The organism is Streptomyces longhuiensis, from assembly GCF_020616555.1.
Classification (GTDB): domain Bacteria; phylum Actinomycetota; class Actinomycetes; order Streptomycetales; family Streptomycetaceae; genus Streptomyces; species Streptomyces longhuiensis.
On record NZ_CP085173.1, the window covers coordinates 9,700,179 to 9,716,896 of the forward strand.

The following is a 16,718-nucleotide window of genomic DNA, read 5'->3' on the forward strand; positions in this document are numbered from 1 at the left end:
TCACGCGAGGCGATTTGGGAGTACGGTCCGCGTCGTCGTGAGGGTGAGGCGGTAGCGGCGGTCACCCACGGGAGCACTCCGTCTCGCTGAGTGGGGCCGTGAGGAGCGCGGCCGTTGCGGGCGGCCTGACCCGGCCCCAAACCTCAGTCATGTCACAAGCTCCGGGTGACCTCGTCGCCCGGAGCTTCTTCGTGTTCCGGTTAGGTCAGCCCGGCGTTGGTGGCAGCGACAACTGACGGGCCGCGGCTTTGACGCGCACGACAGGACGGCCCCGGTGACGCCCCCGTACGTTGTGCCGACCAAGCGCTGACGGAGAGTGGAGCCCAGGATGACCGAACTGATCCCGCCGGAAAACACACGGCAGGCGCCCGGGGCGGGCAGACGCACGCTCGGCGTGCTGCCCCTGGTCGGAATCTTCTTCTTCACAGTGTCCGGAGGCCCCTTCGGGCTCGAAGCGTCACTCTCCAGCGCCGGTCCGGGCATGACCGTGCTGATGATCGTCCTGGTGCCGGTGGTCTTCGGCGTACCGAACGCGCTGGTGGCAGCGGAGTTGAGTGCCGCGATACCGGTCGACGGCGGCTACTACTACTGGACGAAGATCGCGCTCGGCAGAGGTGCGGCATTCGTGTTCGGGGCCTGGAACTCGATCGGGTCGGTGCTGAACCTCGCCCTCTACCCGATCCTGCTGGTCGACTACCTGGCCACCTGGGTCCCGGACATCGCCCGCGGGAAGGGGCTGGTGATCGTGGACCTGTTCCACGGCGGTTTCGTCGTGGACCTGCACTGGATCGTCACCGTCGCCCTCATCGTCCCGATGGCGTACCTGAACTACCGCGGCTCCAAGGCGGTGAGCGAGTACTCGGTCGGGATGATGCTGCTGATCCTCGCACCGTTCGCGGTGCTGACGGTCCTGGGCATCTGGCATGCGGTCGGCAACGGGATCAACGTGCTCTCGCCCTTCATGGTGCCGGGGCAGAGCGCCCACTCGTCGGTGGCCGGCGCGCTCAGCGTGATCGTGTGGCTGTACCTCGGCTTCGACGGCCCCAGCACCGTGCTGGGCGAGGTCGCCGACGCGCACCGGACCTACACCCGGGCCCTGGCCATCTCGGTTCCGCTGATCATCACCGCCTACCTGCTGCCCACCATCGCCGCCATCGGCAGCGGGCTGCACCGGGGCTCGCCCGCCGACTGGGCCCAGGGCGACTTCATCGTGGCCGGCGACGCCCTGGGCGGAATCTGGCTGAAGGTGCTGATCTCCCTGGGATCGGCGCTCTCCCTGGTGGGGCTGTTCATGGCGATCCTGCTGACGAGCACCCGGGTCCCGCGGGCGCTCGCCGCGGACGCGTACCTGCCGCGCTGGATGGCCCGGGACAGCAGACGGTTCAACACGCCGGTGGGTGCGCTGCTGGCGAGCACCACAGTCGTCGTCGTGCTCTCCGCCGTCGACTTCAGCTCGATCCTGAGGGCCACGGTGCTGCTCACCCTGGCCTCGATCCTGCTGGAATTCGTGGCCTTCCTGGTCCTGCGCTGGAGATATCCGCAGATGCTCCGGCCGGTTCGGGTCCCCGGCGGCTGGCCCGGCGCGGTCCTGGTCGTCGTGCTGCCCACAGCGATGATCGTGTACCTGGCGTGGAGTACGGCGGTCGACGAGGCCGCGACGTTCGGCACGAGTCTCGCGTTGGCGCTGCTGGCTGTGCTGCTGTACCCGCTGTGCCGTCGGTTCGTCAAAGGCGACCGGCCGGACGCGGATATCGACTCCTCCCAAGTCGAGCTGGGTCCGGACCGGTTCGCGGGGTTCGGTTCGCGGAAGGCGGGCGTCTGATGGAGGTGCAACGGGTGCTCTTTGGGCTTGCGGAGCAGTTGCGGACCTGGTGGCCGGTGCCGGGAATCGCGATCAGCGTCGTCGATGGGACCGGCGAGTCCGCGTTCGTCACCGCAGGATTCGCGAACGCGGAGTCTATGGCGCCGGTCTCCCGTCGCACGCGGTTCGAGATCGGTTCCATCAGCAAGACCTTCACCGCCTTCCTGCTCGGCATACTGGCGGACGAGGGGAAGGTGGACCTCGACGCGGCGGTCGCCGACCACCTGCCCTGGTTCGCCCCGAACGGCGGCTCCCGCGCGATCACCGTCCGGCACCTCCTGCAGCACACCTCCGGCCTGGTGGCCGGGGCCGACGCGCTGCCCGATGCCGCCGCACGCGGCTACGCGCTACGCGATGCGCGGACCTGGGCCGAACCAGGCGAGCTGTTCCACTACTCCAACGAGGGCTACAACCTGCTGGGCTTGATCGTCGAGCAGGTGACGGGGCAATCGCTGGCGGACGCCATGGCCGGACGGCTGCTGCGGCCCCTGGGCATGCGCGACTCGGCGGCGCGGATCACTCACGAGGACATCGCCGAACTCGCCACCGGGTACCGGTTCCTGCGCGACGACCGCCCACCGCTGCCGTCGGCCCCGCTCGCGCCGGCCGGCTTCTTCGAGTACTCGGCGGCCGACGGGAGCGTGCTGGCAACCGCCTGCGACCTGGGCCAGTTCGCCCGCATGCTGCTGGGCCGGGGCACCCTGGACGGCACCAGGATCATAGGTCCCGAGCGGTTCCGACAGATCATCACGGTGCCTGCCGGCGAGGTCAGTTCCGGCTACGCGCTCGGCGTGGACGTGGAAATCATCGACGGCCACACCTGGCTGACGCACGCCGGCGGGATGGTCGGATACCGCTCGTACCTCGCCGCCGACACCGACGGCGGGCACGGTGTCGCCGTGCTGACCAACGCACCCGGCGAGTGCCAGATCATCGACCGCTTCGCCCGCCATGTGCTCGACGTCGTCCAGGGAGCCCCGGCGGACCCGGCACTGTTCGACCCGGAGCGGATCCCCGACGCCCAGCGCTACGTCGGGATCCACGGAACGACGCCGCGTCAGATCCGCGTCGAGGCCACGGGCGACGACCGTCTCTCGCTCACCTCGGACGAGGTGAGCGGCAGGCTGTACGACGCGGGGGACGGGCGGCTGGTGTGCGATCACCCAGGATGGTCCGCCTACCACCACTGTCTGGACGGACGCTGGCTCTACGGACCCGAGTCACTGGGCCCCAGCCTCTCCGCGCCGACCGCCCCCTCGCATGCACTCGCAGGTCACTACCGGAGCTACACCCCCTGGTATCCCAGCTTCAGCATCGTGCAGCGGGCGGGACGACTCCACATGATCGCCGCGACCGGCGTGGAGGCGCCCCGCGACGAACCGGAACTCGTCCCGCTCGACGACGGGACGTTCCGCATCGGAGCCGACCCCCGGCTGCCGGAGCGCCTGACGCCCGGCCCCGCCCTGGACGGCGCGGTGCTCTGGGTGGACCTGGACGGGTGCCGCTACACGCGCTCGTTCCGGGATCAGTCAGAGCCTCGGTAGGCGGCCGTGCGCAGCTCGCGCACCCGGAGCTGGAGGTGCGCGAGCAGCATCGCGTCGGCATCGGCGAAGTCCAGCCCGCAGACCTCGCGGATACGGCGCAGCCGGTAGCGCATGGTGTTGGGGTGGATGTGCAGGGCCTCCGCCGCGGTGTCGGTGGCTCCCGCGGCGGCGAGATAGGCGGCCAGGGTCGCCGCCAGCGGACCGTCCTGGCCCTCTTCCTGGCGCAGCCGGTGCAGCGCGCCGCCGGCGTCCGGCAGGCCGAGCGCCTCGGTCGCGTCGGCGAGGTGCAGCAGCAGCACCGCCAGCGCCATGTCCTCCACGGTGCGCACGGCCGGTCCGCGGACGGCCGGGTGCCGCAGCGCCCGCAGCGCGGCGTCCGCCTGGGCCCGTACGTCGGCGATCCGGCCCATCGATTCGGCCGGGCCGCCGACGGCGACCACGTAGTCACCGGCCAGCGGGGTCCGCGCGAGGAAATCGCGCGCCAGGGCCACGGCCGACTCCAGCGCCGTAGCGTGTTCCGGAGGCCAGGCAGCCAGTACGTACACCGCTCCGGTGCCCGCCACCAGCGCTGAACGGGGGTGCACGGCCGCCAGGAAGTACTCCAGCGTGTCCGCGAACCGGCGCAGCCCGGCGGCGTCCAGCGCGTCGGAGCCCGTGCTCCCGGCCAGCCGCGGGGCCGCGGCCAGAACGCAGACCGGGCCGGAGCCCAGCTGCAGCCGGCTCGCCTCCACCGGGTCGGCCGCCCCGCCGAGTACCGCGGCGGCCAGCTCGCCGCGCTGGCGGCGGGCGTAACTGGTCTCCGTGCGCAGGCCGACCAGCTGCAGCGCGACCACGGGCGCGAATTCACGCAGCCGGGCTGTGGCCGCCTCGTGGAGCGGCCCGGTGACGGCGGCCCAGATGTAGCCGACGACGTCCGAACCGGCCCGGACCGCGATCGCCAGCCTGGCCAGCTGATCCGCCCCGGTCGCCTCCATGTACACCGGTTCGGTGCTGGCATGGAGCCGCTCGAACTCCTGACGCTCGCGCTGTTCGGCGAGCGTCCGCTGGTGCACGGCCCGCCCCAGGATGGTCTCGATCCGCTCGGAGTCGGTCCGGTCCTGCCCCTCCGACCAGGCGACCAGCGCGGAGAAGCGGTCCTCGATGGTGACCGGGGCCCCGACGCTCTCATAGACCGCGTTCGCCAGGGCGAACAGCTCTGCGCCGCTGCCGGCCGAGCGCACGCGCGTCCTCGCGTACTCGAGCAGCTGCTCACGGACGGTCGTCGCCACGTGCATCCAGGACGCGTCTCGGTTGACCTCGATGATCGTCAGCTCGTCGTGGGCCGACGGCGGCACCGGGGCCTTCACCGCCAGCACCTCCGCGCCGGCCTGCCGCATGGCCGCGGTCAGCTCGCGCAGCTCGGCCTCCGTGGTCACGCCGACCCCCAGCACCACGCACCCGGGTCCGAGCTGTGCCGGCGCACCCGGGGCATGGATGGCGATATCGGTCAGCGGCCCGCCGCTGCCGGTCCCCTCCTGGACCAGGCGCAGCAGCGCCGGGCCGATGTTGTCCACGAGCTGACGGACGGGCAGGTGCCCCCGAACGCCGGACTCCCGCATGGTGCACCCCCGACTAAAAGGACTGTTGTGGACATCAAGTCTGGGAGACCCGTATTGACGACGTCAACGATGATCCGGAGTGACCGTAGCGGGAGCATGGCAGGAGAGCGGGACGGATCAGTGGCACAAGGAGCGCGGGCGGACTGGCGATCGGCGGCGTACCGGCGGCCGAACTCGCCGAGTCCTACGGCACTCCCGCGCTGATCCTCGACGTGGCGTCGGTCCGCGCCCGCGCCCGCCGGTACGCCGACGGCCTGGCCGCCCGTTGGCCGAACTCCCGCGCCGCCTTTGCCTCCAAGGCCTTCCCCTGCACCGCCCGGCATCGGCGACGCCTTGCAGAACCCAGTCGATGCACTGGCCGGGAGCGGTGAGCGGGCGGCGTGCGTGCGCGTCCAGGCCGGGCTCGTTCTCCGAAAACATCGGGAACAGGGCGCCCCAGGTAGTGGCGCCGGTCACGAGCGGGGTGACGGCCGTGGCGCCCACAGCTTCCGCACGCCCCGCCCGGCAGGGTTGTACCGAGTGACCTTCTGCTCGCTGTCGAAGACGAACAGACGTGGCGATCTGACGGATGCACAGCGCACCCCGGCCGGGGCGCGGGGCGTGGGCTGCACGGCGGGCACTCAAAGAGAGCCATAGGGCCCTGCCCGCACACCGGTTACCCGTACGTGCGTTGGCGCTGCGCCGAGTAGGAGATGGTGCAGGCCGGGCGATGCCGGGCAGGGCGTGGTGGGCGCCGTCGCCCTTTGAGGCGGCAGTCACAAAGGATCTTCCCGCTCGTTCATCCGGGCGAAGGTGCGCTCGAGCTCGACGCGGGCGAGGAACCTTGCGGTGTGAGCGGTTGTACTCGCCTTTCCGGGCGGGGAGTTCGCCATGGCCCCCTTCGTGGCGGTGCGCAACGACCAGGCGGTTCCGCGGTAACCGCCGTCAGCGATCACCGTGGTGCTGCCGACAGCGGCTTTCGCCCAGGACAGCTTTTCTCGGTGGCGCGGCGGGCGCGGGACTTTGGACCTGCCTCACTGCCTGATCCAGCCCGGTGGGCAACGAGGTATCACGGGCTGTGCGTCAGGTCCGGGCGATGCGGACGAGGTGGTTGTAGTCCAGATCCGACCGGCTCGTGGCTTCGATCGTAAGGTCGACGCCGTCGAGCTGGTTTTTGAGAGCGCTGTAGCCGGCGGCCTGTGCTGTCTGCTGCTCGGAACTGGTGCCCTGGGGGGACCAGGAGATCAGCACGATCGCCTCTTTGCGGCTGCCGTCCCGGTCGGCGAAGTGCAGCCCATAGGCCACGACTCGGGGATCGGACGGCAGGACTTTGAGGAGTTCGTCGTGGGTCAGATTCCCTTCGAAGTCCAGAGTGAGGGTGTCCAGGCTGTCGTTGAGCCGGTACAGCACGGTGGTGATGTGCCGGCTTCTCCTGAGGTTGTTGAATGCGTCGATACAGCGGTCTTCCACTGAGATGGCAGTGGTCACGACGACACCTTCCGGTCACGGGCTGGGCGTTTCGCAGAGCCCAACGACCCCTTGACCGGGAGGTCGTGGACCGAAAGCGACTCGATTCGCCGGCAGCCCGTGCGGCGGCCCGGCATGAGACCTGGGGCGTGGCTCATGCCCAGCGTCCGGGCAGGAGAACGCGGATGGGCCGCGGATGGCGCCATATCGTCGCGACGATGTCACCGAAGCGGCGGGAAAGCCGGCCAAGTTGGGGCCTTGCGACCTGTTATGCCTGTGCCGGCGGCCGCTGTTGCATCCGCTGGCGCAGAGCATCCAGCAGTCCGCCGCTGCACGGTGGTTCAGTGCAACGGCGGACTCTGTCGGCGCAGGCGTATTACAGCTCGCGCTCGATCTGGTGCTCGTTGACCTTGTCTTCGCGCATGGTCGCCTCGTTCTGGACGGCGTAGCGCGTCTGCGCCCCGCTGCCCTCGGCGCTGCGGATCTCGCCCCGCTGCAGCTCGTCCTGGTGGTCGCGGTACTCCACGTGCTGTCCCTTGCGGTAAGGCATGGGGTTCTCCAAATCTCGTGTGGGTTGGCGGGGGCCGGCCCTGCTCTTTGGCAGGGCGCCCGCCTTCTTGGCGCCCGGGAATGTCACCGGGCGCACTGACAGCTCACCTCCAACTGCGCCCTGCGGCAATCACTGTGGGCCGAATGGGGGCCTCGCCCGGCGCTCAGGGGCAAACGAGGTGATCCCGCTCACCTGCGCCGGGATGCAGGCGTCTGTTCATCGCTCCTCGTCGTGCCTGCGTCATGAAGATCACGTTCCGTGGCTGGAGTGTGAGTGCGCCAGCCGGGATTCTTCATTGCGGCTGGTCAACGGCTTGGGGGTGGGGAGTGTGGCGGGGTGGGTTCGGGTGCGGGGCGGTCTTGGCGGCCCGGGACCGCAGCGCGCGGCCGCTCGTCAGCGGGCACTGCGGCCGGTCGGGGAACCACGCTTCTGAAAGGCGCTCTGGGAGTCCTCGTCGCGGGCCATCCGCACCCTGCCGGCACCACCCGTGCCGGCGGCATCAGCGATGGGCTCCACCAGCGTCGTGCACAGGTCGGCGTCGTCGTCGCGGACCCAGCCGGCCACTGCCCCGAGTCACTTGGCGCCGGCGCCTCGCTCGACCAGGGACTCACCAGGTCCGCCCGCCGGCCCGTGAACAGCCACCGCGACTGCTGGTGGCCGGCTCCTCGCCCTTGCGCCGGCGGTCCGGCGTGATCAGCCCGGTGCCGGGATAGCCGCTGTCCGCGATCGTCGTGTGGCCGGCCATCTGTTTCGCACCGAACTCGATCATCCAGGCCCGGCAGGCATTGCGGTTGCTCGCCCGGCAGCGGACGGCCGGCCGATGCGACCAGGCGGGGGTCGATGTCGGTGTCGATGACCCCCTGGTGGTTCGTCGAGAAGCGCGTGAGGCCGGGAGGGAAGATGACGCGATCAGCAGCGGACTTCGACACCCCCAAGAGCGCGAGCTTCTTCGCCTCGGTCGTGTGCGGCGCTGCGCCATGCCTGCCTCATGCGTCTTTCGCCGGGCTCGCACCCCGAAGCGCCGCCGAACAACTTTGCCGGGACAAAACACTCTTCAAGTGTTGTGGCGAACCATGAGGTTGCCTTGCATGTGGCTGGTATGGGCGGCAGGTCGGCGACGGTCGGAGGCGATGGGGGTGCGCTGGCCGTGGAGTCTGTCGGGGGTGGCGTGCCAGCGGGCCCGGGTGCGGCGGACCTCAGGCGACAGGCAAGGTCCCGCCGGGCTGTCGGTGAATGACGGCCCGGCGGGGCGGGGGTGGGGTGTTGCCGTGTCAGTTCATTGTGAAGGAGTCCAGGTTGAACAGATCGCCGCTTCCGCCCTTGAAGGCGAAGTACAGCTTGTGTGTTCCGCCCGGGTCGGTCACCGGTGTGCTGATCGTCGTGTAGGCGCCGGAGGTGTCGCCGACCGTCGCCGTGCCGGCCAGCGGGCCGTCGGGCGCGTCGGTGTGGACCTCGATGGTGCCGCCGGTACTGCTCGACGCGGCCCGGAAGTCGATCTTGTTCACACCCTGGAGGTCGTACGGGTCGAACTCGATCCAGTCACCATTGTTGATCGACTCGACCGCCTCGTTGCCCTGGGCGTTGGCGTCGGAGCTCGTCTGCACGCCGGACTGCGTGCGGTAGAACTCCGCCTGCCGGCCCTTGGGCTGCAGGACGATCTGTGTCGTGCCGGTGAGGTCCGGTACCCCGTCGGTCGGGGAGGAGTCGGTGTAGCTCGCGGAGAGGATGGCGTAGAAGTCGTCGGCATCGGTGTGGCCCGCCGTCGTCATGGTGAACGTACCGCTGCACCCTGTCGCCTGCGAGAGGTTGTGGGAGTGCATGTCATGACCGAGCGAGTAGTTGACCTGGACCTTGGAGCAGTCCACCGGGGTGCCGTCCGGGTCGCTCGCGTCGATCTTCCACGCGACCTGGTCCCCGTCCTTGAACGTCAGCCCGTTGGGCGGTTGGGAGAAGGACAGTACCGGCGCGGAGTTGCCCACCGTGACCAGGGTGGCGGCGACACCGGTTCTGCCGCTCGGGTCGCTGACCGTGAGCTTGGCGTGGTACTGGCCGTTTGTGGTGTAGGTAAACGACGGGGTGGCATCCGTGGAGTCGGTCTTGCCGTCGTTGTCGAAATCCCACGCATAGGTGAGAGCGTCGTTCTCGGGGTCGGTCGAGCTCGTGCCGTCGAACTTGACCGTCAATGGGTTCTTGCCCGATGAGGTGTCCGTCTCGATCGCCGCGGTCGGTGCCTTGTTGCCCGGCGCGTATTCGATTTTGTAGAGCCCGGCGTCCAGGGAGCCGCCGAACCACGCGCTGCCGTAGTCGAGCACGTACAGCGATCCGTCCGGCCCGAACTCGGTGTCGATGGGCTCGACCAGGTGGGCCCAGTCGTTGCCGTCGGTCAAGGTGTCGATCGACTGGATCTTTCCGCTGCTGTCGGACGTGATCGGCTTGATCCAGTGGGCGCCGAACTCGTAGGCGAAGAACTTCCCGTCATAGCTCTTGGGGAACTTGACCTGGGAGTTCAGCGCCGAGTCGTAGTTGTACACGGGTCCGGCCATCGGTGCGCCCTGCCCGCCGAGCTGGGGGAAGAGCGGGTTGCCCGCGTAGTGGTTCCAGATCCAGGCCGGCTGGGCCGGCGGCAGGTCCTTCAGGCCGGTGTTCAGGGGAGCGTCGTTCACCGGGTGGGCGCAGTCGAACGGCTTCCCGGATGTCCCGGTGGCGAAGTCGTACTGGATGTACGGCGTGTTGTTGCCGATGCAGTACGGCCATCCGAAGTTGCCGGCCTTGGTGATCCGGTTGTACTCGATGGTGTTCTCCGGCCCGCGTTTTGGGTCCGCACTACCTGCGTCCGGACCGTAGTCGGCCAGGTAGACGACGCCGGTCTTCTTGTCGACGTTGAACCGGAAGGGGTTGCGGAAGCCCATCGCGTAGACCTCTGGACGGGTCTTGGGGGTGCCCTTGGGGAACAGGTTGCCGTTCGGGGTCGTGTAGGTGCCGTCGTTGTGCACCTTGATCCGCAAAAGCTTGCCCCGCAGGTCGTTGGTGTTGGCCGTGGAACGCTCGTTGTCGAAGACAGGGTTGCGTTCCGGCCGCCGGTCGATGGGGGCGTAGCCGTCGGAGGCGAACGGGTTGGAGTCGTCGCCGGTGCTCAGCAGCAGGTTGCCGTCACCGTCGAAGTGCATGTCGCCCGCGACGTGGCAGCACTGCCCTCGGTCGGTGTTGACACGCATGATCTTCTGCTCGCTCGACAGGTCCAGCTTGCCGCCGGTGAAGGTGAACCGGGACAGCTGGTTGTAGCCCTTGTAGGGCGCGAAGTCGGCGGCCGTTCCGCTCTCCGGGGCGTCGGTCATGGGGGTGTCGAGCCGCGGCGCGTAATACACATAGACCTGATGGTTCTGGGCGAAGTGCGGGTCGATCGCGATGGTCTGCAACCCGTCCTCGTCATGGGTGTAGACCGCCAGCTTCGCCGCCACGTCGGTGAGTCCGTCGAGGGTCGTTCGGTAGAGCGTGCCGTCGCGGGAGCTGTGCAGCGCGCTGCCGTCGGGCAGCACCGCCAGTCCCATGGGCTCGCCCACCTGGTCCGGTCCCTTGGCGAGGGTGACCTGCTGGAAGTCGGACGACGCAGCGGCGGTCGCAGCCGCTCTTTGCGGTGCCTGGGTCCGCGCCTGCGCGGACGACGATCCGGCCACCGCGACCCCCACGCCGAGCACTGCGCTCAACGTGGCGGTGAGTAGTCGACTTACTGGTGTACGCACTTACTGCCTACCTCTCTTGGGGCGCTGCGGTGGACATCGCGCGAGCGGTCGCGTCGCACGGGGTGCCGGGCCGGGCTCGGATGCCCGGGCCGGCGTGTGCCGGTTCGCCGGTGGAGAGGACAGACGGTCCTGGTGTGCACGCCGCCGGCAACTGACGTCGGACGTGGTCGGACGTCGGACGAAGCGGCATGTGTGGCCGCACGGGTCCGGAGTGGGACTGAGGCGAGGGCTCGGAGGGGTTTGTGGCCCCCTGATGAAGCGTCATGAGCGTGGGCTCCATGACGATGGACTGTCAAGGATGTACTGCCCGGTAGCTGCTTTTCATGACCTGAAGTGGCCATAACTTTTGCTCGGTCTAGTGAAAAGTACCGGTGGTTCGTGGTGAACTATCGACGGTCTCAGGCGCACATCGTCCTCCGAGGTCCGCCGGGCCACCCTGTTGCCGTCGCGCGGTCCGCGGGGGAGCCGCGTGGCGGCAACAGGGTGGCTGCCTCGTTCGCGAGGGTGGTTCCGGTCACCTCGCAGCCAGTTCTGCCAACTGCCCACCCACCAGGCGTTCCGGCCGACGAACCCCCCGCACGACGACCGGGCGAGTACGTCCCCCTGTTCGGCCCACGCCGCGCTCTCACCGCGGCTCTGTGCTCCACAACGAAGGAGTGATGATGGGTCAGTTCACACCCGACTTCGACCGCAGAGGCTTCCTGCGTGCGGCAGCCGCCGGCACCGTGGCCATCGGTGCGGCGTCCGTCGCAGGCGCGCTCCCCGCGTCCGCGCAGACGCTCGCCCCGGACACCGCGGCCCATGGCGCCAGCTTGAGCATTCCGAAGGACGCCATCGGCATCCAGCTCTACAGCGTCCGCGACAAGGTCTCCGACCTCGGTTTCCGTGTCGTCTTCGAGGAACTGTCACGGATGGGCTACAAGGAGGTCGAGTTCGCCGGCTACACCCAGAACACCTCCATCCTCGGCCGGCAGATCACCCTCCAGGAGATCCGCACGCTGCTCGACGACAACGGCCTGCGAGCCATCGGCAGCCACATCGGCATCGGAGCCTTCCGCAGCAATCTGCAGCAGGAGCTCGACAACGCCGAGATCCTGGGCATGCCGAACATCGGGACCCCGAACGCCCCCTCGGACACCCCGACGGTCGCCGGGTACCAGGCGGCCGCGGAGGAGTTCAACGGTTGGGGTCAGGCCGCGTCGGCGCGTGGACTCAAGCTGTACCAGCACAACCACTGGTCCGAGTGGGCCTTCGCCCAGGACCAGCCGCAGGTGCGTCTGTACGACGTCTTCCTGCACAACACCGAGCCCGCCCACGTCTACCTCGAGATGGACGTCTACTGGGCCTTCGTCGGCCAGTTCCGCTACCCCGGCTTTGACCCCGCGGCCTATGTGCGGGGGCACCCCTACCGGTACACGCTGTTCCACATGAAGGACGGCAAGTCCGACCCCAACGCCGATGACGGCTACGACATGACCGAGTTCGGCGCCGGTGACATGCGCTACCAGCGGTTCATCCACGCGATCGGTCCGTTCGGCAACCACCACGGCATCTGGGAGCAGGACACCGCCCCCGGCACCCAGCCCGACCCGCCCGGCTCGCTGGGGGCCGCGCAGCGTAGTTACACCGCGCTCGCCGACCTGCTTTCCTGACCCCTCGTCACCACCTTCGTTTTCCCGCTCCCCGGCTCGTGCCGGCGGAACGGGGTGGACGTTTCTCACGCCACTGCCGCCACCGACGTCGTGGGCGGGCGAGCAGTGCCTGCCATCAGGAGGTGAGCGAATGTGAGCATCCGGTACGAGCTGCTCACTGTGCTGCGAGACCACGGGCCGCTGTCACGCGCCCAGTTGGCCGTGTGGAACCACGACGACGACCAGGGCATCGGCGTCGAGGCGGCCATCAAGCAGGCGGGCCGAAGCGAGTTCTTCATGCTCGGTGGCGCGGGCTCACCAGCACGCCATGCAGGAGATCAAGGCCGACAACTCCGTACTCAAGGCCACCGTCGTCCACCTCAGCGGTCGAACTCGCTCGGCTCGTCGCCCAGAACAAGGGCATGGGCGACCTCGTCGGGCAGGACCTGCCGTCCTCGGTAACCCTGTTCTACGCGACCGTGACCAAGGAGAACGTCGACCAGTACCTGCCCGGCACCTTCAGCTGATCCAGCGCCCCCGTCCCCGGAAATCAGGTCACGAAAGGTTGATGATGTCCCGTAGAGGTATCGTTGCGCTGCTGTCGGCGGCCGCTCTGGCCCTGCCGCTCGCGGCCACCAGCGCCACCACCGCACACGCCGCTTCACCGGCGTTCAAAGTGCTGGTGTTCTCCAAGACCACCGGCTACCGGCACGACTCCATCCCCGACGGCATCGCGGCCGTCGAGAAGCTCGGCCAGGAGAACGGCTTCACGGTGGACGCCACCGAGGACGCCACCCAATTCAACGACGCAAACCTGGCGAAGTACCAGTCGGTCGTCTTCATCTCCACCACCGGCGACCCGCTGGACCAGCAGTCCGAGAAGGACGCCTTCCAGCACTACATCGAGAACGGCGGCGGCTTCGTCGGCATCCACGCCGCCGCCGACTCCGGGTACACCTGGTCCTGGTACGGCGGCCTGGTCGGCGCGTACTTCCTGGACCACCCGTCGATCCAGCAGGCGACCGTGAACGTCGCGGGCCGGGGCACTCCCGCCACCAAGGACCTGCCGAACCGCTGGACCCGCACCGACGAGTGGTACAACTACCGCTCCAACCCCCGCTCCGCCGTGCGCGTCCTGGCCACGTTGGACGAGAGGACGTACAACCCGGTCGGCTACTCCGGCGGCTCGATGGGCGCCGACCACCCCATCGCGTGGTGCCACCCCTACGACGGCGGCCGGTCCTTCTACACCGGCATGGGCCACACGAAGGAGAGCTACACCGACCCGCTGTTCCTGTCGCACATTCTCGGCGGCATCAAGATGACGGCCGGTGCGGCGAAGTTCAACTGCGACCCCGAAAGCACCGACTGACCGGCACTACCGCTTCCCGGCGCGCCCACCGTGCCGGGGGCGCGCCGGGAACGCGGATTCCCGCCAGTCCGCCAGCACAGCACAGCGAAAGGACGCACCGTGCCATAGTCAACGACCGTGCGCCGACTGACCGCACCGGTGAGGCCGGGCGCCGCCGCCCGCGGGGCAGGCGCGGCCAGCCTCATCAGCTGACGCATGATCTTCTTCATCAACCTGCCCGTCGGAGCAGCCGCACTCCTGCTGCTGGCGCGCACCGCATACTCCCCGCACCGGCCCGTGCCCTTCGACGTCACCGGGCAGATCACCGCCGTGATCGCAATGGGCGTCCTGACGTTCGAGGCGACCGAAGCGGGGGAGCGCGGCTTCACCGCACCCGCGGTGTGGGGTGCCGCCCTGCTCATGCTGGCCGCGTTGACCGCCCCGTACGCGCGGCAGGGCGGCTGCGAACCGGTAACGGAACGTCAACGCCCCAGCGCTGCCCCTCCGTTCACATGCACGATCTGCGCCGTCATGTACGCCGCTTCAGGTGACGCCACGTAGTGCACCGCGGCGGCGATGTCCGAGGGCCGGCCCGCCTGGCCGGTCAGCGACTGCTTGGTCCGGGCGGCGACGAACTCGGGCGTGGCCCGGTCGCCGAAGAACTCGGTGTCGGCGACGAAGCCTGGAGCGACCGCGTTCACGGTGATGCCCTGCGAGCCGAGCTTCTGCGCCAGGTCGACGGTGTAGGTGTTGACGGTGGCCTTGGAGCCGCCGTACGAACCGGGGCCGCGCAGCGCGGCGATGGACGACATCTGGATGATCCGGCCGCCGGGCCGGGTGAGGTGCGGCAGCAGCCCTTCGGTGAGCAGCACGGCGGTGAGCACGTTGGCCTCGAAGTTGCGGCGGAAGCTGTCCGCGATGCCTTCGAGGGTGCCGTCGTGGGCCGGTGCGACGTTGCCGCCGGCGTTGGCGACGACCACGTCGACCTGCGCGCCGCCCGCGGTGCAGAACTCCACGGCTGTGCGGGCCTGGCTGGGATCGCTCAGATCGGCGGCGACCCAGGAGGCCGTTCCCGCACCGTGCGCGGCGTCGAGCTCTGCGGCGGCCTTCTCCAGGGGCCCCTCGCGCCGCCCGATGAGGACGACGTGGTCGCCGTCCGCCGCAAAGACCTCGGCCACCGCCCGCCCGATCCCCGTACCGCCACCCGACACCACGACCCTGCGCTGCCCCACGACCCCACCCCATGTCCTCGTTTATGAACGACGGTCACATCTCTGCCCGCTGCACGGTACGGCCGCGGGTCGTCGGCGTCAACGGGCAGGTGCCGCGGGCTCCTTACCCGGATGACAGAGCCGCGATCCGCTCCAACATGCCCAACATCCGCCCCTTCGCCCCAGGTCACCGATCCGGGACGGATCGTAGGAAGCGCCGCACGGCGCGCACAGCAAAACCCGCAAAACCGCCCGGCCCGAAGCGTCAGACGATCTACAGCACAGACGCCCGCCGCGATCAGCGCGAGTACCCGGCAGAACAGTCACACCAGCCCCGTGACCAGCAACTTCAAGATGAATGATCTTCACTGACCACGGTCGCGTGCCGAGAAGTGGGCGCAGGCAGGCCGTCGGTGTGCCGGCGGCGGTTGATCGACGGGATCCACTGGCGGGCGCGGACCGGTAGCTGATGACGGGCCAGGCGGCAAGGGGATGTGTGCTGCCGCCGGTACGCGCCCTTCGCAGGGCGTCGAAGCTAAGGGCCCAGCAGGTACTCGTTGTCGTGGGGGAGCCGGGATGCGGGGATCCACATGGGGAGTGGGGTACTGCGGCGGGGCGTCGACAACGCCTTGCAGGTTGCCCATGCGGCCCACTGGGCGATGGCGCACCGAGCGGCCCTGTCGATGTGGCCCTTCCCTTCGACGGGCCACAGGAAGTCGTCGGCAGGGCCTGAAACCGCTGGCTGCCTTCCTGCACGCCAACATCGGCGAACAACAGCCGCTGAGGACTGAGTTCGAGCGCACCCATGTCTGCTATCGGTTCGCGCTGACGCAGGTGGCCAACGGGCCGGCGCGCCGTATCTGCTAGTGTTGATCTTGAGCTGGCCGGCGGAATTCATGCTGGCACGCTATGCGTTGGTGGTCCAAGGAAAGACGTCCCGCTTCCTGCGGGGAGATGCAGGTGCAAGGCCTGCCCGGCGCTCTGTGAAGACCCCGTACCGAGATCTGTGGTGCGGGGTCTCTTCACGTCTGTTGCCCGCCGTGCCCGGTGCGGCGGCGCTGTCACTCACTTTCGGGTGACGTCTGCCCGCTCGCCGAGCCGCCGGGCTCGGCGGATGCAACGCGCCAGGCGGTCACGGCAAGGGTTTCCGATGCTGTCGGCCCGCCAATTCCATACATAAGTGACATAGGTGGATGTTGCAGGCGAGTGTCACGGTGGTGTGGGCAATCGGTAACACGTGCCGCGTTGGGCCTGGGCGTGCCGGTGGGGTGAGCAGGGTGTGCGTGTGCGGCCGGCCGCACACGCACACCGCACCACCCGGCTGCTCATCGGGGACAGCCGGGCTGGTGCCCGCATGATGCAGGGAGTACCTGTGAGGGGAGCGGCCGTTGCCCGTGCTGAGGAGGTCGCCCGCTCCAGCACCCCCGCCATGCATCTGAGCGGGACCCCGGTCGGTCGAATGGTGTTCCAGACTTCACCGACAAGCTGGTTCGTCGAGCTGACCAAGTCGTACTGGTCCAAGGGCGACAAGGGGCCGTCGACGATTGTCGAGCACTTGACTATCCGGGCGGCCGAGCTCGTCCCTTTCCAGGAGCTGATCCCTGCCGAGCCCCCCAAGAAGAGCCGCTTCGGCAGGTGAGCGCAGGCCGCCATACCTGCTGTCCCGCCCATCAGTGCATATCGCCTTTAGACCCGTTCACAGCCCGGATACGGGGCCTCGTCATCACAACCGAGCGCTGTAGTTGTCCTTCGGGGCCAACTACAGCGCTCAGTCACAGATAGTTGG

12 protein-coding genes and 3 pseudogenes are annotated in these 16,718 nt (G+C 68.9%); 7 read left to right on the forward strand and 8 right to left on the reverse strand.

Features of this window, described 5'->3' with window-relative positions:
• Positions 1 to 328: 328 nt before the first annotated feature.
• Positions 329 to 1,822, forward strand: coding sequence for an APC family permease (locus LGI35_RS44275; RefSeq protein WP_227300062.1), 1,494 nt, complete (start codon positions 329 to 331; stop codon positions 1,820 to 1,822).
• A complete protein-coding gene (locus LGI35_RS44280) occupies positions 1,822 to 3,405 on the forward strand; it encodes a serine hydrolase domain-containing protein (protein ID WP_227300063.1) in 1,584 nt (527 codons plus the stop codon). The genes LGI35_RS44275 and LGI35_RS44280 overlap by 1 nt, the downstream gene beginning before the upstream one ends.
• On the opposite strand, the gene LGI35_RS44285 is transcribed toward LGI35_RS44280, so the two are convergent.
• The 7 genes and pseudogenes from LGI35_RS44285 to LGI35_RS44315 all read right to left on the reverse strand — a co-directional run bounded on the left by LGI35_RS44285 (position 3,387) and on the right by LGI35_RS44315 (position 10,694).
• Entirely contained in the window at positions 3,387 to 5,003 is a 1,617-nt protein-coding gene (locus LGI35_RS44285; RefSeq protein ID WP_227300064.1) for a helix-turn-helix domain-containing protein, read from the reverse strand. The two genes, LGI35_RS44280 and LGI35_RS44285, sit on opposite strands and share 19 nt — an antisense overlap.
• 702 nt (positions 5,004 to 5,705) lie before the next feature.
• Positions 5,706 to 5,971 (reverse strand): annotated as a pseudogene (locus LGI35_RS46760) (IS5/IS1182 family transposase); the annotation flags it as partial.
• A 94-nt stretch (positions 5,972 to 6,065) separates the two neighbouring features.
• Positions 6,066 to 6,470: a cofilin family protein gene (locus LGI35_RS44295; protein WP_227300065.1), complete on the reverse strand. Its 405-nt coding sequence runs from the start codon at positions 6,468 to 6,470 to the stop codon at positions 6,066 to 6,068.
• Positions 6,471 to 6,825: 355 nt separating this feature from the next.
• Positions 6,826 to 6,999, reverse strand: a complete 174-nt coding sequence (locus LGI35_RS44300) for a hypothetical protein (RefSeq protein WP_227300066.1) — start codon at positions 6,997 to 6,999, stop codon at positions 6,826 to 6,828.
• 393 nt (positions 7,000 to 7,392) lie between these two features.
• Positions 7,393 to 7,563, reverse strand: a complete 171-nt coding sequence (locus LGI35_RS44305) for a hypothetical protein (protein ID WP_227300067.1) — start codon at positions 7,561 to 7,563, stop codon at positions 7,393 to 7,395.
• A 100-nt stretch (positions 7,564 to 7,663) separates the two neighbouring features.
• Positions 7,664 to 7,880, reverse strand: a pseudogene (locus LGI35_RS44310) (IS5/IS1182 family transposase); the annotation flags it as partial.
• A 390-nt stretch (positions 7,881 to 8,270) separates the two neighbouring features.
• Positions 8,271 to 10,694 (reverse strand): PQQ-dependent sugar dehydrogenase, encoded by a 2,424-nt coding sequence (locus tag LGI35_RS44315; protein WP_227300765.1) that lies wholly within the window; start codon positions 10,692 to 10,694, stop codon positions 8,271 to 8,273.
• A 707-nt stretch (positions 10,695 to 11,401) separates the two neighbouring features.
• Between LGI35_RS44315 and LGI35_RS44320 the strand changes: the two genes are divergently transcribed.
• The 4 genes and pseudogenes from LGI35_RS44320 (at position 11,402) to LGI35_RS44335 (ending at position 14,282) form a co-directional block, all read left to right on the forward strand.
• A complete protein-coding gene (locus LGI35_RS44320) occupies positions 11,402 to 12,391 on the forward strand; it encodes a sugar phosphate isomerase/epimerase family protein (protein WP_227300068.1) in 990 nt (329 codons plus the stop codon).
• Between the two features lie 198 nt (positions 12,392 to 12,589).
• Positions 12,590 to 12,897 (forward strand): annotated as a pseudogene (locus LGI35_RS44325) (sugar ABC transporter substrate-binding protein); the annotation flags it as partial.
• 44 nt (positions 12,898 to 12,941) lie between these two features.
• Complete coding sequence (locus LGI35_RS44330; protein ID WP_341483488.1) at positions 12,942 to 13,742, forward strand: ThuA domain-containing protein; 801 nt, start codon at positions 12,942 to 12,944, stop codon at positions 13,740 to 13,742.
• 195 nt (positions 13,743 to 13,937) lie between these two features.
• The gene (locus tag LGI35_RS44335) at positions 13,938 to 14,282 is read left to right on the forward strand and encodes a hypothetical protein (RefSeq protein ID WP_227300069.1); all 345 of its coding nucleotides are present in this window, start codon (positions 13,938 to 13,940) and stop codon (positions 14,280 to 14,282) included.
• On the opposite strand, the gene LGI35_RS44340 is transcribed toward LGI35_RS44335, so the two are convergent.
• A complete protein-coding gene (locus tag LGI35_RS44340) occupies positions 14,204 to 14,953 on the reverse strand; it encodes an SDR family NAD(P)-dependent oxidoreductase (protein WP_227300070.1) in 750 nt (249 codons plus the stop codon). The genes LGI35_RS44335 and LGI35_RS44340 overlap by 79 nt on opposite strands.
• Before the next feature lie 1,438 nt (positions 14,954 to 16,391).
• On the opposite strand from LGI35_RS44340, the gene LGI35_RS44345 reads away from it, so the two are divergent.
• A complete protein-coding gene (locus LGI35_RS44345; protein WP_227300071.1) occupies positions 16,392 to 16,571 on the forward strand; it encodes a hypothetical protein in 180 nt (59 codons plus the stop codon).
• Positions 16,572 to 16,718 lie beyond the last annotated feature (147 nt).